Origin of the sequence: Methanoregula sp., assembly GCF_003170075.1 — an archaeon.
Taxonomy (GTDB): Archaea; Halobacteriota; Methanomicrobia; order Methanomicrobiales; family Methanospirillaceae; genus Methanoregula.
The window spans coordinates 1-8,251 of sequence record NZ_PMZU01000072.1 but is presented as its reverse complement, the minus strand read 5'-3'; the positions used below and the strand labels follow the sequence as shown (position 1 = coordinate 8,251).

The 8,251-nt window shown below is 51.2% G+C and carries 3 protein-coding genes; all 3 read right to left on the bottom strand.

Annotated elements, in window-relative coordinates; genetic code table 11:
- A partial coding sequence (gene cas3 / locus QZN75_RS09495) for a CRISPR-associated helicase Cas3' (RefSeq protein WP_292427908.1) occupies positions 1-2,645 on the bottom strand: 2,645 nt, incomplete at its 3' end.
- 551 nt (positions 2,646-3,196) lie between these two features.
- Positions 3,197-3,865 (bottom strand): SOS response-associated peptidase, encoded by a 669-nt coding sequence (locus QZN75_RS09490; protein WP_292427905.1) that lies wholly within the window; start codon positions 3,863-3,865, stop codon positions 3,197-3,199.
- 65 nt (positions 3,866-3,930) lie between these two features.
- On the bottom strand, positions 3,931-8,022 hold the full coding sequence (locus tag QZN75_RS09485) for a PQQ-binding-like beta-propeller repeat protein (protein WP_292427902.1): 4,092 nt from the start codon (positions 8,020-8,022) through the stop codon (positions 3,931-3,933).
- Positions 8,023-8,251: the final 229 nt, after the last annotated feature.

Genomic DNA, 8,251 nt, shown 5'->3' with positions numbered 1-8,251 from the left:
GTATACTGTTGATCGCTATCCAGGACCACGGGAACAAGAATACTCCATCGACCCCTGTCGGGCATTGTAGCGATCGCCTCCTGAAGTGCAAGCTCAAGTCCCGGAGGGCAATTATCCGGCCCATTTATGCGGTATTCAGGACAGGCAACCTGACTCATCTCCCAGGGATGATCACTTTTATTATACAACGGCCGTATTGTCTCCCCGTCCCAGTACCCCAGTCGAAGAAGAATGGTATTCTCTCCCAGTCGGGTGGGTACCTGCATCTCGCCACCCCACTGTGAGACCTGCTGGAGGGAATACCCGTCGTTAAACTGAAGAGCGTTAAACTGGGCAAATGCGCGATCTCTCCGGTTTGCTGTATCGTCCCGATGATCCACCGCCTGTAATGCGGGAGGTTTCTGGTGATCAGAATCAGCTGAATAGACGCCCTCAATCAGTTCCCGGGCATCATCTGGCAGGGTAAACTCCCCCTTTCTGGCAAGTATCTGTGCAGTCAGCCAGAGTTCCCCAGATCGCGGATAAACATGGGTACCACGGGGGAATACCCGGGAATGCCAGTCCCCGCGCGGATCAGCCGTAAGAGGCGGTGTGTAAACGGCAAGAGTGGCCTCTCCGCGCTCCCCGTGGTTATTATGGCGATGTAGGCGACCCGCTCGTTGGATAATCAAATCAACGGGTGCAAGGTCCGACACCATGAAATCAAAATCAATATCCAGAGACTGCTCGACAACCTGGGTTGCAATCACAACCCGGCCAGTCCTGTCAGAATCAGTACTGGTTTTCCCAAAGTGCTTCAGTACCATCCGTTCTTTGTCAAGCCGGTCTCCCATCACAAACCTTGCATGGAAGAGAGTAATCTTATCCGGATTCACCCTCTGGCAGAGGAGTTGATAGGCATCAATAGCATCAGCAACGGTATTCCGGATCCAGCATACGCACATCCCCGCCATGAGTCGCTCCACAACCATTTCGACAACGTCACCGAACCGTTCAACAAGAACAACACGGACTGTTTTCCGGTTTGATTGCTCTGATCCGGGAGATAAGTACTCAATACCGGTTGGTGTTACGTGGGTAATCAGGGGATAATCGTTACACGGGGGTATCTGGACGAGTGACTGGTTACAACCCGCAAGGAAACTCCCGATAAACTCGTTTCTCATTCGTTCAGGAAGGGTAGCCGACAGGAGGATGGCACTCCCCCCAAATGCAGCATGGAAGTGGAGAAGGTTCTTGAGAAGCTCATTGGTATATGTATCGTAGGCGTGGACCTCATCAACAATCAGGATATTACGGGAAAGTCCAAGCAGGCGAAGTGACTGGTGACGCTTTGGCAACACAGCCAGCAATGCCTGATCGATAGTCCCGATTCCGACCGAGGCAAGGAGAGCTTTCTTCCGGTTATCCGCAAGCCAAGCGGTACACTGAGCAGATGCTGTCTCCTCCCCACCAACCAGCAACAGCGTCCCGGGTTGATCTTCCAGCCCGATAGATGATTGAAACCGCGGAACAAGATTCCGGGACCCATGAGCAAGAACCAAGGATGGATGGGACTCTGGACTGAAAATACGGTCATACGCGGTGTATAAACGATCATACATGGCATTAGCCGTAGCCATGGTAGGCAATCCCATGAATATCCCCTCACCAAGGCCATCTTGCATCATACGATGTGCCAGAATTAATGCTGCTTCGGTCTTCCCACCCCCGGTTGATTCCTCGATTATTACCAGATGCGGACCCTGACCCAAGGGTATTTTCTCAATATATGACTGCAATGGTGAAGGATGGGCCGAATACTGGGGGAACAACCCTGCCATGCCCCCATCAGGTGATACTGTGGTAGGGAGTATTCCGATCTCTGTAACCGCATATTGTGCAGAAGGAAGTGCGATCGTTTGCCAGTACTCCTCCAACGGCAGGGGATTTGGATAAAAAGCAAAATAGCGGGGGTCTGACGCGATCCAGTCACAGAGCGTAACCAAACCTGCCATGACCCAAGAGGTTTGTTTGAAATACCGGTCATATTCATCGAGGGATAAATCCGAGGAGAACACTGGTCGTTTAATGAACAAATGGCCACACTCCTGGGCGAAATCTCGTATGGCGATCCGGTTATCTTCCGAAAAATGGAACTTCGGGTTATCTGCTGCCGAAGGAGTACCTGGTGGAGTACCATGATGTCCCATGACCGCCTTTATCCACGGAACGAATGCCTCTTTGTCAACAGTCGAGGTCACGGAGGGATCACCGAATAAATCATTTGTCTCCGCAACGTTCCAGACCTCGTTCAACCAGATATAATACCCCAGTTCTCCGTGGTGGATGGAATATGGACTCACGGGTTTTCTTTTCTGAAGTTGGTCGTAAAGATCAGGTACAAGGCTCTGAAATCGCTCTGAAAATTTACCGATATCATGGAGTGCAAGGTGATAGCAGATTAATGGTATCAACGAGGCTGGATTGACGATCTTACCTGAACCGAACGAAGTGCACAAATAGGGATCTGAGTTGAGAAGAAATTCACCCACTGCTGCAACGTCAAGACAATGGTACGGAAGGAGATGAAACCGGCATGGGGCTACATCAGGCTCTTTACTGGTTTTCCCCCAATACAAAAACAAATCCTGTGGTTCATCCATGATGGCCCTGCCTGATAGCGCATATTCTTTTCATGATAGTTAATTATTTCAGAATACCTATCGCGAGCCGATACTTACCCGGGCACTCCAACCGGAATATAAAAAATATCGGAGGCTGCACGGGGTTAATCGGGCGACAAACCCCGATAAACGCTCGACGAACAGACAGAATGAGCCGTTGAAGCGTTTCTACCTTTTCCGTCAGTCTCCATAATAGTTATAGACGTGGAACACCGTAAGTCTATTTACATTATTTTGACAGTATATATCGGTCGGCACAGTTTCACCCCGCATCCACCGCAATATTAACTGAACCGGAACCAAGGATGCCGTTATGGTACTCCGATGGTGCTTGTCCGATGAACCGGTAAAAGAGGGACTACCGAGAGATCCAGCGACCGGGCTCATTCCATGCAAGGGACGCAAGTGTCCTCGATACATGGGGGGATGGTGCATCAAGATCTGCAGGACTATCGGGACATCCCGGAAAAAATTACCCGCTAAATGATTAGCAGGGAGCCTCGCTATAGCGTACCGTTAAGCGAATAACCTCACAGCCCTTTAATCGGCTGGATTACCTGATCATCATCCGCATCAGTCCTGTTCACCCTTTCAGAAACGGGGTACGCCTCCATCGCCTCCGCGGGATACGGCGAGAGAATCCGCTGCACTTCGTCAGCAGGTAGAACATCTCGGGATAACCAGCGCATCTCATCGTCCTGTTTGAGGATCACCGGCATCCGGTTGTGGATCGGGGCCATCAGTTCGTTCGGTGTGGTGGTGATGATCGTATAGGTCCGGAGAGTTGTACCCGCAGGGTTCCGCCAGATATCGTAGAGCCCGGCAAAGCCAAAGACCGGATCGTCTTTTACATGGTTGTAGAACGGGATTTTGTGGCCCCATTCATGTTTCCATTCAAAGAACCCGCTTGCAGGTACGAGGCAGCGCTGGGATTTGAGCAGGTCCCGAAACATCGGCTTCTCCGCGAGGCTCTCTGCCCGGGCATTGATCGGACGGTGTGTAGCCGTGATGTCTTTTGCCCAGTGCGGAACGAGCCCCCACTGCATCATGACTGCTTCGGCACGCTCGTGCGCCACTATCACGGGGTTTGTGCTGCCCGGGGCGATGTTGAAGTGTGACCGGAATCCAATCATCGGGTCAATCACCCGGAACCTCCCGCAGAGATCATCGATACAGGTAAGCGAGTACCGGCCGCACATGATAAACGGTCATTCTGGTGCAGGAGGTCATCAAGGTTTGCGCTTAATGACTATTTTAAAAAAGGTTAATCGTATTCCCGGAACAATGCTGGGTTCTGTCTCCGAATCCACCAGCGCCGGACAAGGAAAACTACTCCGATAAGGATAACGATGCCAATCACACCAGCGATTGCAAGCGTGAGTGGAGATCCAAATATTGGTGAAATTACCGTCGGTGCAATGGTCGTGGGGGTTGTAACCGGTTTCGTCGTAGCAGGGTTCTGTGCACGGGGTTGTGAAACCGGTATCGTTGTAAATACCGGAGTCGTGGTCTGAACAACAGAACTTACCGAAGATGACATAGTCGCATTTGTGGTAGTTCCCGGAGTTTGCGCTACAATGGCATAGTATGAGAACCCCGGTGTTGTCGCATCGAAATAATAGGCATTCCCGGTCTGGTGATCAAACGTGGTCGGCAATGTCGTCCATTGATTGTTGTGGTCCCGCATCAGGACGATATTGGCGGGGTTCACACCGTGATCACTGAGCCATTGCCCGTTTACAGAGAATGTGATAACACCTGTTCCGATGACATCAGGGTTGATCCCTATGGGAGTTATCTCAATATAACCGGCAACAGTCTGTCCCGGCAAGGGATTCCCGATATTTGCTGGTACTGCTGTCATTTCCACATTACCAAGACTCTGGGAGGGCGTGATCTGTACCTGACTCACAGCGACCGGTGCGGTCACACTGGGGTTCTGGTTAAATGAAAAGGTCGTTGTTTGCCCTGCGGTAACACTGGAAGCGGTTGCTGCCGATGACCCACCTACGCTGGAGCTCGAACCGGAATCTGATCCGGAACTACTGCTGCCAACCGGTGCGTTCATGACCGATACCAGGGTAAAGGTGGATAATCCCAGTGGGGAATTAAAAATCAGTGTCGTGTATCCCGAAGTTGGAGTATTGGCTGCGGCACTCTGTACCGTTAGAATATCGGTAGTCCCGGTATCGGACGTATGGACAACGCGAATATTGCCTGACCCTCCCTGGGCATTATACCAGCTGGTCGGTACGCTCATTGTAATATTGGCCGGACCCGATGATACCGTGACATTGGTTTTTGTGACGACCACAACATAGTATACTGAACTAATGTCAAGTCCCTGGAGGGCAAACTCTGACTGATAATTTGTTAGTGTACTGGGATCCAGGTTTTGGTACGTTGTCGTCGCAATTGATGATGAACTTGTCCCTGACGCGGGATTTACCGTTACACCGCCCCAGGATGCCTGAATATCTGGATCCGTCGTGCTTGCAGGTACCGAGATCGTGGTTGACGCTAAGATGGTCCCTGGTACCGACGTAATGATCGTCCCTATCTGCGTTGTCGGCTGGGGTGTGACTGGGGCAGTATAGGTATACCGGTCGGCAGTCGAGGTCTCCGAGATAATTCCTGATGATGAGACCGTGATATCCACGGAACCAGCCGCCAAACTGTCCGGAACTTCGGCGCTGATCCGGGTATCGTTGTTCACCGTGAACGAGATAGCCGGTATGGTGCCGAAGGTGACATTGGTCGCACCCGTAAATCCACTCCCCGTGATGGTTACGTTATTGCCCCCTCCAGTTGGACCGGATACCGGTGAGACCGTGGCAACCGTCGGGCCATAGACAAACAGGTCCGCATCTGAGGTCTCGGACTCCCCTCCGGGATTGGTGACCGTAATATCAACCATGTCCGCAGAACCGGCGGGAGATTTGGCGACAATTTCCGTATCACTATTTGCATTGAACCAGGTGGCCGCGGTATCGCCAAACGATACCCCCGTCGCTCCGTCAAAATTATTTCCTGTTATGGTTACCAGATTGCCCCCGAGCGATGATCCCCATGCCGGTGATGAGACACCGGTAACAATGGGGGCATAACTATACAGATCGGCATCTGATGTCCCTGATTCACCCGAGGGATTGGTAACCGTGATATCAACGATGTCGGTACCGGCAGGAGATGTGGCCGCAATTTCGGTATTACTGGTTACGGTGAACGAGGCAGGTGTGGCGCCGAACATGACACGGGTCGCACCGGTGAAACCGGTTCCCGTGATGGTTACGCTATTGCCTCCAGCTGGTGGACAATAATTTGGCGAAACGCTGGTAACAGTAGGCATGGGCGGGGGATTGGTATACAGTGCGTATAGGTTTCCATCATTACTCCCCACATACACCACGCCGTTTGCTACCGCTGGGCTGGAATCTACTTTGTCTCCGGTCTTATATTTCCAGATTAAATTTCCGGTAGTGACGTTTAGGGCGTAGACATTATCATCTTCACTCCCCACATACACCACGCCGTTTGCTACCGCTGGACTCGAATACACTTGGCCTCCGGTCGTATAGGTCCAGACCGGTACACCGGTGGCCGCATTAAGCGCGTATATATTGCCCTTATTAGCTCCTACATATACCATACCGTTCGCTACTGTCAGACCACCAGCTGCGTCCTTCCCATCGAATGTATAACTCCAAATATAATTACCGGTATTTGCGTTGAGCGCGTAGAGTTTGGAATCAGCAATTCCAGTTGCGTAGACTGGATTAAAATCAGTACTCACTACATACACCACGCCATTCGCTACCGTCGGCATAGTTCCATCAGTCCCGGTCGTATCATAACTCCATACCACATTGCCAGTGGCAGCATTGAAGGCATATATAGAACCATACCAAGGCCAATAAGAAAAATCCGAATGGCCGATATACACTAATCCATTCGCGACTGCCACATCGCTTAAACTATGATCGGAATTAAGTCCGATAGCTCCAGCATTATAACTCCAGACCACTTCACCGGTGGCAGCATTGAGAGCATATAAATTATCATCATATCCACTACCTCCCACATACACCACGCCGTTTGCGACCGCCGGACTGAATGTCCCACCGTCATTTGTTAAAGTCCCAAAACTCCAGATCTTTGCCCCGCTCGTGGCATTGAGAGCAATTAGACTACCATCATAATTTCCTATATACACAACACCATTGGCAATCGCCGGAGTGCTCGAAAGTCCTGAACCTCCATTGTTATTTTTGTCATATCTCCAGGTCAAAGCACCGGTGGTTGCATTGAGAGCATAGGTATTTTCTCCAAAATCCCCCACGTATACCATACCATTTTCTACGACCGGGCTGGAGCCAAACCAAAACATACCCGGCCCTAGACCTTCATCTGGCATCGAATAGCTCCAGCACAGAGATACTGTGGTTCCGGTCGCGCCAGCGACTGCACTGTAATCACCGGAACGATTGGCATTATTCCGTAGCTGCATACCCGCTGTTGCAGGTGCTGGACTCGATGGTTGGACGGTCACATAGGAATGGCCGAAAAGATCGGGATTGGTCGCGTCCTGAGCGGTAATGGTCGCCACCCCCCCTGACACACCGGTCACCACCCCGGACGAATCCACGGTGGCGACCGCCGGGTCGCTGCTCACCCAGTTGACGGTGCCCGGGAGTTGATTCCCATTCTGGTCGTCGATGGTATCCGTGAGCGGGTCGTGGTTTCCAGCATCAATTGTCGGGCTGGATTGGGGGATTGCAACCCCGCCACACGTTGATATTCGCAGATTGTCAAGCGCCCGGGCAAATTCATCCGGTGTCGGCTGGGTACCTGCGGTGGCAAAGTCTGCAGGAAAGATACCGTCCGAGATACTCGAAGCTATTTCGTCGCCGTTATAGGAGTCATAGCGGTCGACAAGGTTACCTTTTACGTCATAAACGCGTATCCGCACCCACCGATTACCACCGCGGTCAACATACTCCATATAGGTGCCAGGATAATTCGTGCCAAGTCCGGCACCCCAGGTTTCTTTGTACTGAATCTCCTGGTACTCCTTTCCTGCTGAGGTGCCGGATATGATACGTTCCTGCGTATTGTCATTCTGGTAATACTCATTCCAGTTAAGCTGTGTCGCCCCTTTCCCCCCGGAACAACTCACCATGGTATCTAAAAATGAATCGGCAAATTTGAAGCTCCCGCCCATATTGAGATTCAATGAAGCTGCCGAGACCGGGCTAACCACTATGAGCGCGAGAACGAGGGCAATACAAAACGGCAGTATGAATGTGTTCCGGCGTTTCGTGGTATTCACGGAAAATTTCTTGCCAGATGTGTTCATTCGGTTGATCCTCTCCACGGGGGTGTAATCACTCTGTCTTCCGAGGAAAGAGGTTACTTGTGATGCTGCTGTAGAGGGGAGAACACTGTCGAGGCGAGAACAAAGTCCTTGAAGATATTGTTACATATATTTTCCATTAATAAAAATCATGTTATTAGAGGTGCTGTCAAGTCTGCGGGAGGTGGCATATCTATCTTCGACGGTGACTTTATTTCAACTCCCGCAGAGT

Excerpts from the sequence above, each read along its gene's own strand:
- QZN75_RS09490 (WP_292427905.1), bottom strand. The coding sequence starts at position 3,865 with ATGTGCGGCCGGTACTCGCTTACCTGTATCGATGATCTCTGCGGGAGG.
- QZN75_RS09485 (WP_292427902.1), bottom strand. The coding sequence starts at position 8,022 with ATGAACACATCTGGCAAGAAATTTTCCGTGAATACCACGAAACGCCGG.